The following is a 16,907-nucleotide window of genomic DNA, read 5'->3' on the forward strand; positions in this document are numbered from 1 at the left end:
CAATTACAGGATTATACTAGGTCATTTCGGGTCTAAATACACGCATAATTGCGACACCAAATACAAGAAACGCGGCCCCGGTTGGGACCGCGCTGCAAAGCCCTTTAAGGCTATTTTAGTTTAGCGCCGCATCCGTGATCTGGTGCGTCCAAGCGCCCTCGGGCTGCTTGGTGATCACCGGATCAGAACCGCCTGCCAGCAGCGTACCAACAGTGCGCTCAAAATCCGCCGGATCCAGCGCGCCATTTGACCCTGCGGTCAGCTTGGCAATCTCACCCATCATGCGCTTTTGATGTTCTTCGGTCTGAGCGCCCGTCGCGTCGTTCTCCAGAACGATGTCCGCCGCTTCATCCGGGTTTTCTTCGGCATATTTCCAGCCCTTCATTGAGGCGCGCACGAACCGTTCCATCTTGTCGACAAAGGCGTCGTCGCTCAGGTTCTCCTCCAGAACGTACAGACCGTCTTCCAGCGTCGCGACGCCCTGGTCTTCGTATTTGAAGGTCACCAGCTCATCGGGGCTGACGCCTGCATCAATGACCTGCCAGTATTCGTTATAGGTCATGGTGCTGATGCAATCGGCCTGACGCTGCAACAGCGGGTCAACGTTGAAGCCCTGTTTCAGAACCTCGACACCGGACTCGCTCTTGCCGCCTGTGTCGATACCAAGCTGGCTCATCCAGCTCATGAACGGGAATTCATTGCCAAAGAACCAAACGCCCAGCGTGCGGTTCTTCAGATCCTCGGGCGAGGAAATTCCGGCGTCCTTCCAGCAGGTCAGCATCATGCCCGAGCTTTTGAAAGGCTGCGCGATGTTCACCAATGGCAAACCCTTTTCCCGCGCTGCAAGCGCCGCAGGCATCCATTCGACGGTCACATCCGCACCGCCGCCCGCGATAACCTGAGTGGGCGCGATGTCGGGACCGCCGGGCAGAATTGTAACGTCCAGCCCTTCTTCCTCGTAGAACCCTTTGTCCTTGGCCACATAGTAGCCCGCGAACTGTGCCTGCGTGACCCACTTCAATTGCAATGTCACCTCATCCGCCGCCAGTGCAGCACTGGCTGCCAAACTAAAGGCGGCGACCGCCCCGCTGAGTAACTTTTTCATCTTCATGTCTCCTAGTTGCAGTTGATGCCCCGTTCTCGGGGTCTGTTGAGAATTTAGTGTTAGCCTCGTTGCGACGGATGCCAGAACGTCACAGCCTTTTCGATCATCGCCATCAGGCCATAGAATGCAGTTCCGGCCAAAGCCGCGACCACGATTTCCGCCCAGACCATATCCAGCGAAAGCTGACCGACACTGGTCGAAATCCGAAAGCCCATCCCCAGTGTTGGCGAGCCAAAAAACTCGGCCACAATAGCACCGATCAAAGCAAGGGTTGTCGAGATTTTCAAGCCATTGAAAACAAAAGGCATTGCGGCAGGCAGGCGCAGCTTGAGAAAGCTCTGCCAATAGGTTGCGGCATAGGTCTCCATCAAATCGCGCTGCATGGCAGTTGCCTCGCGCAGCCCCGCGACCGTGTTTACCAGCATCGGGAAAAACACCATAACAACGACAACCGCCGCCTTGGACTGCCAATCAAACCCGAACCACATGACCAGAATGGGCGCCGTGCCCACGATTGGCAGAGCCGCCACGAAATTGCCCACAGGCAACAGACCCAAGCGCAGAAAGTCCCAGCGGTCCACCGCGATTGCCGTCAGGAAGGCCGCACCGCACCCGATGATATACCCGCTCAAAGCCCCCTTGATGATGGTCTGCACAAAGTCGGCCCACAAGATCGGCAGGCTGTCGGCAAACCGCACAGCGATGACCGACGGGGCAGGCAGGATGACCAGTGGCACATTAAGCCCCCGGACGACCAGTTCCCAAATTCCGATAATCGTCAGGCCAAAAATCAACGGCGCAAGAAAACGCACCATTCGCGTATCCGCATACGGCCCGCTGGCGAGGCGACTATTTAGCCACCAGCCAATCAGCCACAACAGGATTGCACACAAAACCAGTATCATTGCGCCATCCCCATCCGCTTTAGAACCGTCCGCTCGATCAGCCCAAGCAGACCGACAAGGCAGGCCGCAAGTATGGCCGCGGCAAACAGCGCCGACCAGATTTGCACCGTCTGACCATAATAGCTACCGGCCAATAGACGCGCGCCCAGCCCGGCGACGGCACCGGTCGGCAGCTCTCCGACAATGGCTCCGACCAGCGAGGCAGCGATACCGATCTTCAGTGAAGTGAACAGGTACGGCATCGACGCAGGCAGGCGCAGCTTCCAGAACCACTGAGACCGGCTGGCATTGTAGGTGCGCAACAGGTCCAACTGCATCGCATCCGGACTACGAAGCCCTTTGACCATCCCCACGACGACAGGGAAGAAACTCAGATAAGCCGAAATCACGGCCTTTGGGATGATCCCCTGAATGCCTACGGAATAGAGCACCACGATAATCATCGGTGCCAATGCGATGATCGGGATCGTCTGACTGACGATGGCCCAAGGCATCACCGATAGGTCCATCACCCGGCTATGAACAATCCCGACCGCCAGCAAAATGCCCAGCCCTGTGCCAATCGCAAAGCCCAGAACCGTCGCGCTAAGCGTCACCCAACCGTGATAGATCAACGACCGCTTCGAGGTGATCTTCTTCTGAACCGTCGTCTCCCACATCTCGATCGCGACCTGATGCGGCGCAGGCAGTCGGGGGCGGTCCTGTTCCCATGTTGCAGGGATGGCAAAGCTATTGTTCAGCACCAAACCCAGCTCGGACATATCCCGCCGGTCTTTGGCAGTCGGAGGTTGCACTGCGGCACCCGCGCGTTCCTGCTCGGTCAAAACCCCTTTGATATTCATCGGAACACACGCCACGTACCAGAAGGCCACGATCACCGCGAGAACCGTAAGAACCGCCCAGAACGCTTTGAAACCAGAGCTATTCATCCGAATGCCCCGCCCGCAGCCCTTCTCGCACCCGATGGGCAACCTCGATGAATTCCGGCGTGTCGCGGATATCCAAAGGCCGCTCTTTAGGCAGAGGACTGTCGATTACATCCGTAATCCGCCCCGGCCGGGGACTCATGACCACAATCTTGGTACTCAGATACACCGCCTCGGGGATCGAGTGCGTAACAAAGCCAATGGTCTTTTCCGTCCGCGCCCAAAGCGCAAGAAGCTGTTCGTTCAGGTGATCGCGCACAATCTCATCGAGCGCGCCAAAGGGCTCATCCATCAGAAGGATATCAGCGTCAAAGGCCAACGCCCGAGCGATACTGGCCCGCTGCTGCATCCCACCCGACAATTGCCAGGGGAACTTGCCGCCAAACCCTTCCAAATCAACAAGTTCCAAGACCTTCTTAACGCGGTCTTCCTGCTCAGCGGCGGAATAGCCCATGATCTCAAGCGGCAGCTTGATATTCTTGGCAATGGTCCGCCAAGGATACAGCCCTGCGGCCTGAAACACATATCCATATGCCCGGTTCCGCCGCGCCTCATCCGGGGTCATTCCGTTGACGGTCAAAGAGCCAGCTGTCGGCGTCTCAAGCGCCGCGATACAGCGTAAGAAGGTGGTCTTGCCACACCCCGAAGGGCCGATGAAGCTGACAAAATCCCCCTTGTCGATGGTCAGGTTCACGTCTTTCAGTGCGTGGACCGGGCCGTCGTTGGTCTGGAAGGTGAGGTCCAGTTGTTTCGCCTCTATGACAGGCTGAGTGGTGCTTTCAGTATTCATTCCAGTGCCTTGAAAAGGTTCGGTTATGGGCCGCACTTAAATCGGCCCAACCAGGTCACACACCTGTGGCCGGGATACCCGTCCGCTCAACGGGTCGCGGAGCCGTCAGTTCCTTCCACGTGCTCAGCGCCCGGTTCACATGCCCGTTCGGTTCACGCGCCACGAACTCACCATGGCCTTCCTGCGTGCGGATTTCCCCGTCATGCACCGCTACCTGACCGCGTGTCAGGGTAAAGCGCGGCAGGCCCTTGACCTCTTTGCCCTCGAACACGTTGTAGTCGATTGATGATTGCTGCGTATCGGCGCTGATCGTTTTGGTCTTCTCGGGGTCCCACACGACAATATCTGCGTCAGCACCCACCAGGATCGCACCCTTTTTTGGATAACAATTCAAAATCTTAGCGATGTTTGTCGAAGTAACCGCCACGAACTCATTCATCGTAAGGCGACCAGTATTCACCCCATGAGTCCACAGCATCGGCATCCGATCCTCTAACCCGCCGGTCCCGTTGGGGATCTTGGTGAAATCGCCCACGCCATAGCGCTTTTGCTCGGTCGTAAAGGCGCAATGGTCGGTCGCCACCACGCTTAGCGTTCCCGAATGCAGCCCGTTCCACAGGCTATCCTGATGCTGCTTATTCCGGAACGGAGGGCTCATGACCCGGCGCGCCGCATGGTCCCAATCTTGATGGAAATACTCGCTCTCATCCAAGGTCAGGTGCTGGATCAGAGGCTCCCCCCACACCCGTTTTCCCTGCATCTTGGCCCGGCGAATGGCCTCATGCGCCTCTTCGCAGGATGTATGCACCACGTAAAGCGGCACTCCAGCCATATCCGCAATCATGATGGCGCGGTTCGTGGCCTCACCCTCGACCTGTGGCGGGCGGGAATAGGCGTGGGCCTCGGGGCCGGTATTGCCCTCGGCCAGCAGTTTCGCACTCAACTCGGCCACCACATCTCCATTCTCGGCATGGACCATAGCGATCCCGCCCAGCTCGGCCAGACGCTTGAACGAGGCGAACAACTCGTCATCATTCACCATCAATGCGCCCTTGTAGGCCATGAAATGCTTGAACGTATTGATCCCGCGCGTCTCAATGACCGTCTTGATGTCGTCAAACACCTGCTCACCCCACCAGGTGACAGCCATGTGGAATGAATAATCACAATTCGCCCGCGTCGATTTGTTATCCCAGCGCTTCAACGCGTCCAGAAGGCTCTCACCCGGATTCGGCAGCGCAAAATCCACCACCATCGTAGTGCCCCCAGCCAAAGCCGCCCGCGTCCCGCTTTCAAAATCGTCGCTGGAATAGGTCCCCATGAACGGCATCTCCAGATGCGTATGCGGATCAATTCCACCCGGCATCACATAGCACCCGGTCGCGTCCAGCTCTTTGTCGCCCTTCAAACCCAAACCAATCTCGGTAATCACCCCGTCTTCGACCTTCACATCTGCTTTGTAAGACAGATCAGCCGTCACGACGGTCCCATTCTTGATCACAGTACTCATTTTAAACTCCCTGATGCGGTCTGCGCCGCTTGCTTCATCTGGCTAAAAATATCCCGGGGGAGTCGCCCTCGGGCGACGGGGGCAGAGCCCCCTATTCCACGATTTCCGCTGTTTCCACCACCGCATGAAACAGAACATCCGCCCCGGCAGCAGCCCAGTCCTTGCTGATCTCTTCGGCCTCATTATGGCTCAATCCATCCACGCAAGGGCACATCACCATGGCCGTCGGAGCAACCCGGTTTATCCAGCACGCATCATGCCCCGCGCCCGAAATGATGTCCGTATGCGAATAGCCTAGCCGTTCGGCCGCATCACGCACCGCCGCGACGCAACCGTCGTCAAACTTCACTGGATCGAACCCGCCAACCTTTTCAAACTCAATCTCAAGGCCCATTTCTTCCACGATATCCTCGGCGGCGACACGCAGCCGGTTCTCCATATCCGTGATCACTTCCAGTTCAGGTGACCGGAAATCGACCGTGAACACCACTTTGCCGGGGATCACGTTGCGCGAGTTTGGAAAGACATCGATATGCCCCGCCGCCCCAACCGCATGAGGCGCATGGGACCACGCAATCTCATCCACCTTTTCAAGAATGCGCGCCATGGCGAGGCCAGCATTCTTGCGCATCGGCATCGGGGTCGAGCCAGTATGCGCGTCCTTTCCGGTGACCGTGATTTGCGTCCAGCTTAGACCCTGACCGTGGGTAACGACACCGATATCCTTGCCCTCGGCTTCCAGAATCGGACCCTGCTCAATGTGCAGTTCAAAGAAGGCGTGCATCTTACGCGCACCCACCTCTTCGTCACCGCGCCAGCCGATCCGCTGCAATTCGTCACCGAATTTCTTGCCCTCGGTGTCCTCTCGATCATAGGCCCAGTCCTGCGTATGCATCCCGGCAAACACGCCCGAGGACAGCATCGCAGGTGCATAACGCGTGCCCTCTTCATTGGTCCAGTTGGTCGCGACAATCGGATGCTTGGTCTTGATCCCAAGGTCGTTCAGCGTGCGAATGATCTCGAGCCCGCCAAGAACACCCAGAACACCATCATACTTTCCGCCCGTGGGCTGCGTGTCCAAATGCGAGCCAACATAAACCGGCAAGGCCTCTGGGTCCGTCCCCTCGCGGCGCGCGAACATGTTGCCCATCTGGTCCAACCCCATCGAGCATCCCGCGTCCTCGCACCATTTCTGAAACAACGCCCGCCCTTCGGCATCCTCATCCGTCAGCGTCTGACGGTTATTGCCGCCCGCAACGCCGGGGCCAATCTTGGCCATCTCCATCAGACTGTCCCACAACCTGTCGCCATTGATCCTGAGGTTCTGCGCCGGAGCTGCCATCTTGTTCTTCCCTGTTGCTTGCGATTTGGCTCGCTATTGGTGTCTTGATTTGACCATCTGGTCAAACTCACGCTATCACGGGTTCGAGATCAGTCAAGAAAATGCAGGACGCCGCAGGAATTTTTGGCCTATCCAGCGCCTGCTTGCCGGAAAAAGAGACAGCCTGAAAACATGCCCAAAGACCGCACCCCCACCAGAATTCAGAAAAAGAACCGCGCTGCAATACTCGAAGCCGCTCTGAACGTATTCTCGGCCCACGGATTCCGCGGCGCAACGGTTGATCAGATCGCGGCAGAGGCGGGGCTGAGCAAACCCAACTTGCTGTACTATTTTCCATCGAAAGAGGCGATTCACTCCGCCCTCTTGTCAGGTCTTCTGGATACATGGCTGGCCCCTTTGCACGATCTGGATGCGGACGGCGACCCGATGGAGGAAATCCTCGCCTATATTCGGCGCAAGCTGGAAATGAGCCGCGATCTGCCCCGCGAAAGCCGGCTGTTTGCGAATGAACTGGTTCAGGGCGCACCGCGCATTCACGAGTCGCTGTCCAATGACCTGAAGGCGCTGGTGGACGAAAAAAACGCAGTTCTTTCGGCTTGGATGGACCAAGGCAAAATTGCCAGACTGCATCCCTATCATCTGATCTTTTCGATCTGGGCGCTGACCCAGCATTATGCGGATTTTGATGTTCAGGTCCGGGCGATCCTGGGGGACGAAGACCCGTTTGAAGGGGCCGAGCCGTTCATTGATACGCTCTATCGCAAGCTTCTGACGCCATAAAAAAGGGGCCAATCGCTGGCCCCTTTCTTTGTTTACTCGGCAGCTTTTGCCATCGGATTGTTCGGGTGCGTTGTCCAGTTGGCATAGTCTGGCTGCACTTCGCGCCCTGTACGTGGATCGACCTCTCCGGCGGCCATCGGCACCATCGAGATACAACCGTCAACCGGGCAGACATCCACGCAAAGGTTACAGGCCACGCATTCGTCATCCATGACCTCGAACACGCGATCCTCGGACATCGAAATCGCCTGATGACTGGTGTCTTCGCAGGCAGCGTAGCAGCGGCCGCACTTAATGCACTGGTCCTGATCAATCTTGGCCTTCGCCACGTAGTTCAGGTTCAGATACTGCCAGTCTGTCACGTTCGGTACGGCCAAACCGACGATTTCGGAAACGTCCTTATAGCCCTTCTCGTCCATCCATTTGGACAGGCCAGCCGTCAACTCATCAATGATCTTGAAACCGTAGGTCATGGCCGCCGTACAAACCTGAACGGTTCCGCAGCCAAGGGCCATGAACTCTGCCGCGTCGCGCCACGTGGTCACGCCGCCGATACCCGAGATCGGCAGGCCATGCGTCGCTTGCGCCCGCGAAATCTCGGACACCATCGACAGCGCAATCGGTTTCACCGCTGGACCACAGTACCCGCCATGGCTGCCCTTGCCATCAATCGACGGCTCGGGGCTGAACGTGTCTAGGTTCACGCTGGTGATCGAGTTGATCGTGTTGATCAGCGACACCGCGTCCGCACCGCCATTTTTGGCGGCTTCGGCAGGTTTGCGAATGTCGGTGATGTTCGGCGTCAGCTTTACGATGACCGGACGGTCATAGTATTTTTTGCACCAGCGCGTGACCATCTCGATATATTCCGGCACCTGCCCCACAGCGGACCCCATGCCGCGTTCGCTCATGCCATGCGGACAGCCGAAGTTCAGTTCGATCCCGTCTGCGCCGGTTTCCGCCACGCGCGGCAGGATAGCTTTCCACGCGTCTTCCTCACACGGCACCATGATCGAAGCGATCAGCGCCCGATCCGGGTAATCCGCCTTGACCCGCGCCATTTCCTCGAGGTTCACCTCAAGCGGGCGGTCCGTGATCAGCTCAATGTTGTTCAGCCCCAAAAGCCGCCGATCCGCACCATAGATCGCGCCGTACCGAGGCCCGTTCACATTCACGACCGGCGGCCCCTCGGATCCCAGCGTTTTCCAGACCACACCGCCCCATCCGGCCTCGAAAGCGCGGCGGACGTTGTATTCCTTGTCGGTCGGCGGCGCCGAGGCCAACCAGTACGGGTTTGGGCTCTCGATACCCAAGAAGTTTGTTTTTAAATCAGCCATTTATCCGGCCTCCCTGATGCCGTTCAGCATCTTTATCTGTGGGTTTCACGCAGTCAGGCTTGCGTGGATATCCATTGCGGCATCGCGGCCCTCGGCCACGGCTGTCACGGTCAGGTCTTCGCCACCAGCGGCACAGTCGCCCCCGGCCCAGACACCTGCCATCGAGGTGCGCCCGGCCCCGGAGACGGCGATCTTGTTGCCGTCCAGTTCCAAGCCTTCCGGTGCGCCTTCCAAGGTCTGACCAATCGCCTTGAGCACCTGATCAGCGGGCACGCGGACCATCTCGCCCGTGCCGGTCAGTTGACCATCATGGCTGGCAGTATACTCCAGTTCGATCTCTGCGGCTGCCCCGTTTCCGTGCACGGCCACAGGCTGCACGTTGGTCATGATCTTGACCCCGTGCGAAGCAGCCAAATCCTGTTCGTATCGGCTGGCCCCCATCGCGTCACGGCCACGCCGGTAAGCGATTGTGACATGCTCGGCGCCTAGCAGCTTGGACTTCACTGCCGCATCCACGGCCGTCATACCGCCACCGATGACCACGACATTCCGACCAACCGGCAGGTCAGCCAAGTCACTGGCCTGACGCACATCGGCGATAAAGTCGACTGCAGCCCGCACACCGTCCTTATCGACACCACCAGCGCGCAGAGCATTCACCCCGGCCAGACCGATTGACAGAAAGACAGCGTCGTAATTTTCCGACAGACCTTCCAGCGAGATGCCCTCGCCCAGCACCGAACCGGTTTCGATGGTGATCCCGCCGATTCCAAGCAGCCAGTCCACCTCAGCCTGCGCGAAATCGTTGGTCGATTTGTAGGCTGCGATTCCGTATTCGTTCAAGCCACCCGGCTTGGGCTTGCTTTCGTGAATGACAACGTCATGGCCCAGCATGGCCAGCCGATGCGCACAGGCTAGACCCGCAGGGCCAGCGCCCACAACCGCCACTGTCTTTCCAGTCGGTGCCGCACGTTCAAACGGGTGTGCCCCATCAGCCATAACGCTATCCGTCGCATAGCGCTGCAAACGCCCGATTTCCACTGGCGACCCCTCGGCCGTCTCACGCACGCAGGCTTCTTCGCACAGCGTTTCGGTTGGACACACACGGGCGCACATCCCACCGAGGATGTTCTGCGCCAGAATAGTCTCACCCGCCGCTTCGGGCTGTCCGGCCTGAATCTGTCGCATGAACAGCGGTATGTCGATGTCCGTGGGACAGGCCGTTACACATGGCGCGTCATAGCAAAAATAGCACCGATCAGCGGCCACGGCAGCCTCATGCGGGGCCAATGGCGGATGCAGATCCGTGAAATTCGAGGTCAGCTCATCGCTGGAAAGCCGCCCGGCAACTATGCCGGGGACCATCTGGCCCTGTGCCATCGCTCTACTCCCTGTAGATATGTTTGTTATGACCTCAGCTTGCCACAATCTGATTTTTTATCAATTGGTAAAATTTGTCAAATGGTCAAAAAATGAAAAAACCGGGCCAAAAAGCCCGGCTTCACCGTTCTACTGCCTGTTTTTAAAGCAATCGCGGAATTCAGATCATCTGGTTCAAATGGCCGGATTTCATCCAAACACGTGCGCCAGATGCCCCGGCTTGCGCGCTGGACTTGTCACCGGGTGGGAGTCTGAGCCAGTCCCAGGCCGCGAAATCCTCGGACGATTCCTGCACCGAGCCTTCGATTACGAACATCTCAAGCCCTCCGTCAGCATCCAGTTCGACTGTTTCGCCTGGGCCTAACGTCAGAACGCGCACGTCCTCTTGCGCGTCTTTGAAGAGTTGCATGTTACCCTCTCCGTTAATTGACCGCCGCACTTGTGTGCGATCCTCGGGATCGAACTGATGCAGTTTGACCAATATCGTTGCACCTTCCTTTGCCGAAGGCGTGTGAGACGAGGTCGGTGGGTTCCGCACGTAGCTGCCTACAGGAAAGTCACCTGTTTCATCCTGAAAGACGCCGTCCAGAACAAGGTATTCCTCACCCCCGTCGTGGGTATGCGCAGCAAACGCACTGCCCGGCGCAAACCGTACAATTGTCGTCGCGCGCGCGACTTCCTCGCCGATCCGATCAAGCATTTTCCGCTCAACCCCCGCCGCAGGCGATGCGACCCATTCACTCTGATCGAAATGGACAGCGACACGTTTGGTGAAGTCCGCGTTGACCCTCATGAGGTTTCTCCTGTTTCGTCACATGTTCAATAGATGGGCACACCGCCGGCAAAATCAATTTTCTCGGGGTCGGTCCATCCTGGCCTCTGGTTTTGACTGAGCGCGCTGCATACTGTACGTCCAACACAAATCGAGCAGCCCACTAAGCGGCCAAAGTCCGAAAGTTCTTCGATGCAGGCCAACGCCCACAAGTTTAACGTCGTCATCGTCGGACAGAACAACCGACTGCAGTATGAGGCGCTTTTGTTCGCTGCTTCATTGCGGCACAGCTCACCTGATTTTGCCGGCCGACTGTTCGTAGCCTCCCCGCAATCCGGGCCGCGATGGTCACAGGATCCTAGCATCCGGGACGAAGATGTTCTCAAGGCGCTGAAACAGTTGGATGTCGAAGTTCTAGCATTCGACAACCACGTATTTGGTGAGAGTTATCCAAACGGCAACAAGATTGAAGCCTTGCTCGCACTGCCCGAGGGTGAGCCGTTCGTGTTTTTTGACAGCGACACACTCATCACCGGAAACCTGAACAGCGTTCCTTTCGACTTTGATCGTCCTAGTGCCTCGCAAAAGGTCGAAGGGACATGGCCCCGCCCAACGCTGTATGGTCCCGGCTTTGATGGTATCTGGGGCGCATTTTATCGCCGGTTCGGGCTTGATTTTGACAGTTCTTTAGACAAATCGAAGCCGCGCGATTATTGGCGGCGGTATCTGTATTTTAATGCTGGGTTTTTCTTTTACCGTTGTCCCAATGAGTTCGGAGAACGATACTTGGAGTATGCTCGCACCATCCGGGACGAGGACATCCCCGAACTGGCTGGGCAAACGCTGACCCCTTGGCTGGATCAGATCGCTCTGCCACTTGTCATCCATTCATTGGGCGGTGGGCGTGACACCCTGCCTTCGGGCCTTCTGGACGGGTCGGTTAGCTGCCATTACCGCCTGTTTCCTTTGCTGTACGCGCGCGAAAACGACCACGTGGTCGAGGTACTGGAAACCGTCGTTGCGCCGAACAAGGTCAAGAAGGTGCTCAAGAGGTATGACCCGATCAGGAAACTGGTGATCCAGCGCAAGGGCTATAAAATCCGTGAGATGTTTGATCGCACCAACCTGCCCAAACGTGAACAAGCCATTCGCAACAAAATCAAAAGCAGCGGCCTCTGGATGCGTTGACTGGGTTGTTGTGCGCAAGCGCCCAATCGCCTAGAGAGTCAGCAACACACATTCCAGAGGGAGATTTCAACGATGTCGGACGGTCCAACCTACGGCTTTGACACGCTTCAAATTCACGCTGGTGCGCGCCCTGATCCGGCAACCGGCGCACGGCAGACCCCAATTTATCAGACCACCGCGTATGTATTTCGTGACGCGGACCATGCGGCCGCCCTGTTCAATCTGCAGGAAGTCGGCTTTATCTATTCCCGCCTGACAAACCCAACCGTGGCCGTCCTGCAGGAACGTGTTGCCACTTTGGAAGGCGGCGTAGGCGCGGTCTGCTGTTCCTCGGGTCACGCGGCGCAAATCATGGCGCTGTTCCCGCTGATGGCTCCGGGCTGCAACATCGTTGCCTCGACGCGCCTTTATGGTGGAACCGTCACGCAGTTCACCCAAACCATCAAGCGCTTTGGCTGGTCCGCTACATTCGTGGATACGGATGATGTAGACGCGGTGAAAGCTGCCATCGACGAAAACACCCGCGCGGTATTCTGCGAATCCGTCGCCAACCCCGGCGGATACGTCACCGACATCCGTGCTCTGGCGGATGTAGCTGACGATGCGGGCATTCCTCTGATCGTCGACAACACCTCGGCCACCCCATATCTGTGCCGCCCGATCGAGCACGGCGCGACGCTGGTGGTGCACTCAACCACCAAATATCTGACCGGCAACGGCACAGTAACGGGCGGCTGCATCGTGGATTCCGGCAAGTTCGACTGGTCGGCGAATGACAAGTTCCCCTCGCTCAGCCAACCCGAACCCGCCTATCACGGCCTGAAGTTCCACGAGACGTTCGGCCCGCTGGCCTTTACCTTCCACGGCATCGCCATCGGTCTGCGCGATCTTGGTATGACGATGAATCCGCAAGCTGCCCACTACACGCTGATGGGAATCGAGACCTTGTCGCTGCGGATGGAGCGCCATGTTGAGAATGCCCAGAAGATCGCGGCCTGGCTCGAAGCGGATGACCGGGTGGAGTATGTGACCTACGCCGGACTGCCCTCGTCCCCCTATCACGACCGGGTCAAGGCGCAGTACAAGAAGGGCGCAGGCGCTCTGTTCACCTTTGCGGTCAAAGGTGGATATGACGCCTGCATCAAGCTGGTAAACGCGTTGGAAATCTTCAGCCACGTGGCCAACCTTGGTGACGCACGTTCGCTGATCATCCACTCGGCTTCGACCACCCACCGCCAACTGACCCCCGAACAGCAAGAGGCCGCAGGTGCCGGTCCGGGCGTTGTGCGCGTGTCCATCGGCATCGAAGACGCCGACGACCTGATCGCTGATCTGGATCAGGCGCTGGCAAAGGCGTCGGCCTAAACCATGGTCGAGCACGTAACGAACGAATTGGGTCAACCCATTGGCCTACCGGTCTCGGGCGAGTTTCCGCGCCCGACCCCGCCCTACACGCCGATGGAAGGTCGCTATTGTTCGGTCGTGCCACTGGATGTGAATAGGCATGCGCCCGGTTTGTACCGGGCGTTTGCCAACGATACCGACGGGCGGAACTGGACCTACCTGCCCTACGGCCCGTTCAAGGCCGAAGAAGACTTTGAGGCTTGGGTGCGTGCGTCCTGCACGGACGCTGATCCTATGTTTCACACCGTGCTGGATCACGAGGGCACTCCGGTCGGGATGGCCTCGTTCCTTCGGATTGACCCCGCTGCGGGTGTGATTGAGGTTGGGCATATCCATTTTTCGCCGCTCTTGCAGCGCAAACCGCCTTCGACCGAAACGATGTTCCTGATGATGCGCCGCGTATTCGATGAACTCGGCTATCGGCGGTATGAGTGGAAATGCGACGCCCTGAACGCCCCGTCACGCAGCGCGGCCGAACGGCTGGGCTTTACGTTTGAAGGGATTTTCCGACAGGCGACGCATTACAAGGGACGCAACCGGGATACGGCTTGGTATTCCATACTCGATACCGAATGGCCCCGCATCCGCTCTGCGTTCGAGGAATGGCTATCCCCCGACAATTTCGATCAAACGGGCCAGCAACGGCAACCGCTGCAAGCCCGCGCCAAAAGCTAGGCTTATTCCGAGATCCCGAACTCCATCGAAACGGTGACAGAGACCGAGATTTCCCCGCCTGCAACTGGCACTCCACTGGAATCCGCCATGTTGTACTCGCGCATCTGAGCGGCAGGCCGGACGCTCGCGACCTGCTCGCTGATCGTCTGGACCGAGCCCAACGTCAGGTTCGCAGCTTGCGCCAGTTGTTCAGCCTTGGCGGTCGCCTCGGCCACAGCTTTGGCACGCGCTTCCGCCTCAAGGGGCTTCGGGTCTTTGATGCCGAAACTGAGACCACCGAAATCGTTGGCCCCATCCTGAATGACGGCGTCCATTAGCGATCCAAGCTGCGAGAGATCCTTAATGCGCACAATCACCCGGTTCGAGGCAACAAAACCCGTGATCTCTGGCGTTTCTGCGTTTTGATTGCCGCGTCCCGACCAAACCGGCGATACTGAGATATCTCGGGTCTGCACGTCCCGCGCTTCGACGCCCAGTTCCTCCAGACGTTTCAAAATCTGAGCTACTGCGTCCGACGTGGCTTGCATCGCGGTTGACGCCTGCGCATCCTCATTCGTGACACCCAGATTGATTGTCGCCATATCGGGGGCCGCCTGAACGGTGCCTGCCGCAGCGACCGAGATGCGACGTTCTTCCGCATGCGACACACTCGCGGCAGTCATGGCCAGCACAGCGGCCAAAAAAGCAAGTTTCTTCAAGGTCTTCCCTCCAAATTCATTTATACCAAGATGGGGTGGCAACGGTCTGCCGAACAAGGGGAAGTATTGGCTTTTTCTTTCCCTCGGCGGGATCCTGCTTTAATGTCGGTCTGCGGACGATTTATCGCCCGCTCTGACGCTGACAATTATGGTTCTTCCGGAATATGAAACCTGCCTTCGCGCTGTCTTTTTCTTCTACCGGAATTTCTTTGCATCACCTTGCAGACGGCGACTGGTTTTGTGTCGGCGAGGTTTCCGTGGACGCACTGGACCTGAACGCGCAGCTTCAAACGTTGCGCGAACAGGGATTCGCCCTCGAAAACAACCTGCGTTGCAAAATTGTCCTGCCCGCCAGTCAGGTGCGCTTTCTTGCCGTGGAGTCCGCAGCGGATGACCCTGCGCTCCTAAACCAGCGTGTTCAAGCGGCGTTGTCAGAAGCCACACCCTATGCTCTGGACGAACTGGTTTATGATACAGCCATAGACGGCCCCAAAACCCATATCGCGGCGGTTGCCAGGCAGACGCTGCAAGAGGCGCAGACCTTCGCAGTCGAACACGGATTTATTCCTGTTCAATTCACAGCCCCAACCGATGAGCAGGAATATCCAGCAGAACCCCAGTTTTCCTTGGAAGTTCCAGCTCAGGTGGACGCAAAAGAGGAAAGCAAGCCAGAGGAATCCGGGGCACATCCTGTCCATGCGATCGCCGCGTCTTCTGTACCTGCCGATTTCCGTTCAGCCCCTTCCCCTAAGCCACAAGGCTACCGTGTCTTTTCGCGCAGTACATCGCTCGGTGGGTATGCGTTGCCTATCGGCGCTGCTGTTTTTGTGGGTGCTGCGTTGATAGCCTGGGCTTTGATCGCACCCGATGGGGACAATTCCCCTGAAGTCGTGACCGCGCAGACCGAGGAAACGCCATCAGATCCGGTGCTGCTGCCTGAAAAAGTCACAGCGCCAGATACGGTTGCCTTGGAAACGCCCCCAACGAACCCGCCAACGCAAGCCGAAGACAACGAACCCGACCTATCCCCAACGGATGCCGCGATTCTGGAGGCGTTGAAAGTCGCGCCGACGATCGTCGAACAAGTGGCACGGGACCCCGACCCTGAGCCTGTTCAAAAACATGCCGGTGCGCGAATTGTAACCCCCGAACCGTTGGCAGAGCCTGCTCTTGAGCCGGATGAAAGCCAGTCCAACGAATTTTATCTGACATCAATTGACAGGTCTGATCTGTCGCGTGATGCGCTCGCCTTGCCAGCGGTCAGCAGTTTTGACACTGACACTGCGTTCGTTCCCGTAGCGCCGATAACCGAGCGCGAAGACCCGGAAACGCAGTTTGACCTTGATGATCGAGGGCTCGTGACCGCGACGGCCGACGGCACGCTAAACCCGGACGGCGTGGTTGTTTATCTTGGACGCCCAACCAAGGTGCCGCCTGAAGCCCCCGTTCGCTTTGAAGAAGAACCTATTCTCGAGGATACGAGCGCGCGTTTGGCTCTACTTCGACCCAAGCCCAGACCCGCCGATCTGATTGAACGCTTTGAACGCCAGCAGCTAGGCGGACGCACACGTGAAGAACTGGCCAGCGTAAGACCGAAGCTGCGACCCAAGTCCGTACAGGACCGGCCGCAGGTTGACGAAACACCCACGGCGCTGGCCGTGGTGCGCGTGCCTCGGCCCAAGCCCCGCCCCGCCGGGCTGACACTTAAGCCGCAGACCTCCACCGCCAAGCTGGGCTCGACTGCGGCGGTCCCTCAAAAAGGTGACGAGGCGGGTTCGTTCCAGGCGAAGTCTGTTGCGCCCAAAATACCATCATCTGCATCGGTCGCGCGGCAAGCAACTATCGACAACGCGATCAATCTGCGAAAGCTGAACCTGATCGGCGTTTATGGCACACCGTCAAATCGGCGGGCACTGGTCCGGCTGCCAAGCGGACGCTACAAGAAACTGAAAGTCGGAGATCGCATTGACGGCGGCAACGTGATCGCCATCAGCGACAGCGAGTTGCGATACCAGAAACGAGGCCAGAACGTCACGCTAAGAATGCCGCGAAGTTGACGGGAACGTGGTCAGAGGCAAGTGTGATCCACCACCTC

General features: G+C 58.0%; 15 protein-coding genes. 5 read left to right on the plus strand and 10 right to left on the minus strand.

Features of this window, described 5'->3' with window-relative positions; genetic code table 11:
* Positions 1 to 115: 115 nt before the first annotated feature.
* The 6 genes from ACR0B7_RS05265 to ACR0B7_RS05290 form a co-directional block, all read right to left on the minus strand.
* Positions 116 to 1,105, minus strand: coding sequence for an ABC transporter substrate-binding protein (locus ACR0B7_RS05265; RefSeq protein WP_170416909.1), 990 nt, complete (start codon positions 1,103 to 1,105; stop codon positions 116 to 118).
* 59 nt (positions 1,106 to 1,164) lie between these two features.
* Entirely contained in the window at positions 1,165 to 2,010 is an 846-nt protein-coding gene (locus ACR0B7_RS05270) for an ABC transporter permease (protein WP_170482438.1), read from the minus strand.
* On the minus strand, positions 2,007 to 2,939 hold the full coding sequence (locus ACR0B7_RS05275; protein WP_480681046.1) for an ABC transporter permease: 933 nt from the start codon (positions 2,937 to 2,939) through the stop codon (positions 2,007 to 2,009). The genes ACR0B7_RS05270 and ACR0B7_RS05275 overlap by 4 nt, the downstream gene beginning before the upstream one ends.
* On the minus strand, positions 2,932 to 3,726 hold the full coding sequence (locus ACR0B7_RS05280) for an ABC transporter ATP-binding protein (protein WP_170383848.1): 795 nt from the start codon (positions 3,724 to 3,726) through the stop codon (positions 2,932 to 2,934). Before ACR0B7_RS05280 ends, ACR0B7_RS05275 begins: the two co-directional genes overlap by 8 nt.
* Positions 3,727 to 3,781: 55 nt before the next feature.
* Positions 3,782 to 5,236: a dihydropyrimidinase gene (hydA, locus tag ACR0B7_RS05285; RefSeq protein ID WP_170482443.1), complete on the minus strand. Its 1,455-nt coding sequence runs from the start codon at positions 5,234 to 5,236 to the stop codon at positions 3,782 to 3,784.
* A gap of 91 nt (positions 5,237 to 5,327) precedes the next feature.
* Complete coding sequence (locus ACR0B7_RS05290; RefSeq protein ID WP_170482445.1) at positions 5,328 to 6,578, minus strand: Zn-dependent hydrolase; 1,251 nt, start codon at positions 6,576 to 6,578, stop codon at positions 5,328 to 5,330.
* Positions 6,579 to 6,749: 171 nt separating this feature from the next.
* Between ACR0B7_RS05290 and ACR0B7_RS05295 the strand changes: the two genes are divergently transcribed.
* Entirely contained in the window at positions 6,750 to 7,358 is a 609-nt protein-coding gene (locus tag ACR0B7_RS05295) for a TetR family transcriptional regulator C-terminal domain-containing protein (RefSeq protein ID WP_170482450.1), read from the plus strand.
* A 32-nt stretch (positions 7,359 to 7,390) separates the two neighbouring features.
* On the opposite strand, the gene preA is transcribed toward ACR0B7_RS05295, so the two are convergent.
* The 3 genes from preA to ACR0B7_RS05310 form a co-directional block, all read right to left on the minus strand.
* Complete coding sequence (gene preA / locus ACR0B7_RS05300) at positions 7,391 to 8,695, minus strand: NAD-dependent dihydropyrimidine dehydrogenase subunit PreA (RefSeq protein WP_170482452.1); 1,305 nt, start codon at positions 8,693 to 8,695, stop codon at positions 7,391 to 7,393.
* A 45-nt stretch (positions 8,696 to 8,740) separates the two neighbouring features.
* Positions 8,741 to 10,075, minus strand: a complete 1,335-nt coding sequence (locus ACR0B7_RS05305) for an NAD(P)-dependent oxidoreductase (protein ID WP_170482456.1) — start codon at positions 10,073 to 10,075, stop codon at positions 8,741 to 8,743.
* 160 nt (positions 10,076 to 10,235) lie between these two features.
* Complete coding sequence (locus ACR0B7_RS05310; RefSeq protein WP_170482459.1) at positions 10,236 to 10,868, minus strand: cupin domain-containing protein; 633 nt, start codon at positions 10,866 to 10,868, stop codon at positions 10,236 to 10,238.
* Positions 10,869 to 11,039: 171 nt separating this feature from the next.
* On the opposite strand from ACR0B7_RS05310, the gene ACR0B7_RS05315 reads away from it, so the two are divergent.
* The 3 genes from ACR0B7_RS05315 (at position 11,040) to ACR0B7_RS05325 (ending at position 14,114) form a co-directional block, all read left to right on the plus strand.
* On the plus strand, positions 11,040 to 12,035 hold the full coding sequence (locus ACR0B7_RS05315) for a hypothetical protein (RefSeq protein ID WP_170482462.1): 996 nt from the start codon (positions 11,040 to 11,042) through the stop codon (positions 12,033 to 12,035).
* A 72-nt stretch (positions 12,036 to 12,107) separates the two neighbouring features.
* The gene (locus tag ACR0B7_RS05320) at positions 12,108 to 13,400 is read left to right on the plus strand and encodes an O-acetylhomoserine aminocarboxypropyltransferase/cysteine synthase family protein (RefSeq protein ID WP_170482465.1); all 1,293 of its coding nucleotides are present in this window, start codon (positions 12,108 to 12,110) and stop codon (positions 13,398 to 13,400) included.
* 3 nt (positions 13,401 to 13,403) lie between these two features.
* Positions 13,404 to 14,114 (plus strand): GNAT family N-acetyltransferase, encoded by a 711-nt coding sequence (locus ACR0B7_RS05325; protein WP_170482469.1) that lies wholly within the window; start codon positions 13,404 to 13,406, stop codon positions 14,112 to 14,114.
* Positions 14,115 to 14,116: 2 nt separating this feature from the next.
* Here ACR0B7_RS05325 and ACR0B7_RS05330 read toward each other — a convergent pair whose 3' ends face one another.
* Entirely contained in the window at positions 14,117 to 14,812 is a 696-nt protein-coding gene (locus tag ACR0B7_RS05330) for an SIMPL domain-containing protein (RefSeq protein WP_170482473.1), read from the minus strand.
* Between the two features lie 209 nt (positions 14,813 to 15,021).
* On the opposite strand from ACR0B7_RS05330, the gene ACR0B7_RS05335 reads away from it, so the two are divergent.
* Positions 15,022 to 16,869: a hypothetical protein gene (locus tag ACR0B7_RS05335; RefSeq protein ID WP_480681051.1), complete on the plus strand. Its 1,848-nt coding sequence runs from the start codon at positions 15,022 to 15,024 to the stop codon at positions 16,867 to 16,869.
* Positions 16,870 to 16,907: the final 38 nt, after the last annotated feature.

Source organism: Ruegeria sp. BB6 (assembly GCF_056539385.1).